Below are 1136 nucleotides of genomic sequence, written 5' to 3' on the forward strand. Positions count from 1 at the left end.
CAACATCGGGCACGTCAAGCGCCTGATGCGCACGGCCCAGAACAAGAAACGCAGCAAGGCCCGCTCGCCGGAGCAGCAGGAGAAAAACGCGGCGCTCATCGTGGCGGCGCATGAGCAGTATCTGGAGGTCGCCGAACACTATCTCGACAAGGCGCGGGTGACGCTCGCCAAGCTCGCACAGCATGCCTGTGCGAGTGAGCTCGATGTTGTGGCCAAACTTGAGATCGAGGGCTTCATGGGTCATGCCGCGCGCCAGATCGCCCAGACCAGGCGGCGCGTCGTGCTTGGCGAAACCATCGCCCACGATGAAAAGGTGTTCTCCATTTTTGAGCCACACACGGAATGGATCTCCAAGGGGAAAGCGGGCGTCCCGGTGGAGTTGGGCGTGAAGGTCTGCATCCTGGAGGACCAGCATCAATTCATCCTGCACCATCAGGTCATGGAGAAACAGAGCGACGATCAGGTGACGGTGTCGATGGTGACGGAGGCGAAGAAGCGCTTCCCACAGTTGAACGCCTGCAGCTTCGACAAGGGATTTCATTCACAGGAAAATCAGCGCGCGCTGCCCGCGCTCCTCGAACTGGTTGCCTTGCCGAGAAAGGGGAAGCTGTCGCAGCAAGCCCAAGCGCTTGAGCAATCAGCGGAATTCGTCAAGGCCAGACGCGCGCACTCGGCCGTCGAGTCGGCCATCAATGGACTCGAGGTGCATGGCCTCGACATGTGTCCTGACCACGGCATAGACGGCTTCAAACGCTACGTCGCGTTGGCCGTGGTGGCGCGCAACATCCACCGCATCGGCGACATCCTGTGGGCGCAGGAAAAGGAACGCGAGCAACGGCGGGCCCGCTTGGCGGGCCGCGCTCCACTGCTAAAAAAAGCGGCCTAAAAACCACAGCAGATTGGTCGCAGGGCCTGATTCCGGGAACCCGGGGGATGGCGCTCGGGCGCCGCTCTGCAAAAAACCGGGGCGCGCATGCGATGGCACGAAATATCTCCCAACGAGGGCGTGAATTTCAGGAAATTTGATGGAATCGGCCAAAAAATGACTGGTGGCAAAATCCAAAACAGGGGGTTTCCGTTCAGGCACTAGATAACGGTGTTTGGCGAACGCGAGCAATGGCTGGTGCCACAAGTAG

1 protein-coding gene and 1 pseudogene are annotated in these 1136 nt (G+C 59.9%); one reads left to right on the plus strand and one right to left on the minus strand.

Translation table 11 applies throughout. The features are described 5' to 3' along the window. A pseudogene (locus D0817_RS25775) lies at positions 1-886 on the plus strand (ISNCY family transposase); the annotation flags it as partial. Here D0817_RS25775 and D0817_RS26335 read toward each other — a convergent pair. Then, positions 869-1136 (minus strand): hypothetical protein (locus D0817_RS26335; RefSeq protein ID WP_238160955.1); only part of this gene is annotated, 268 nt, incomplete at its 5' end. The pseudogene D0817_RS25775 and the gene D0817_RS26335 sit on opposite strands and share 18 nt — an antisense overlap.

It is taken from the genome of Flavobacterium cupreum, assembly GCF_003996965.1.
In the GTDB taxonomy this organism is placed as follows: domain Bacteria; phylum Bacteroidota; class Bacteroidia; order Flavobacteriales; family Flavobacteriaceae; genus Flavobacterium; species Flavobacterium cupreum.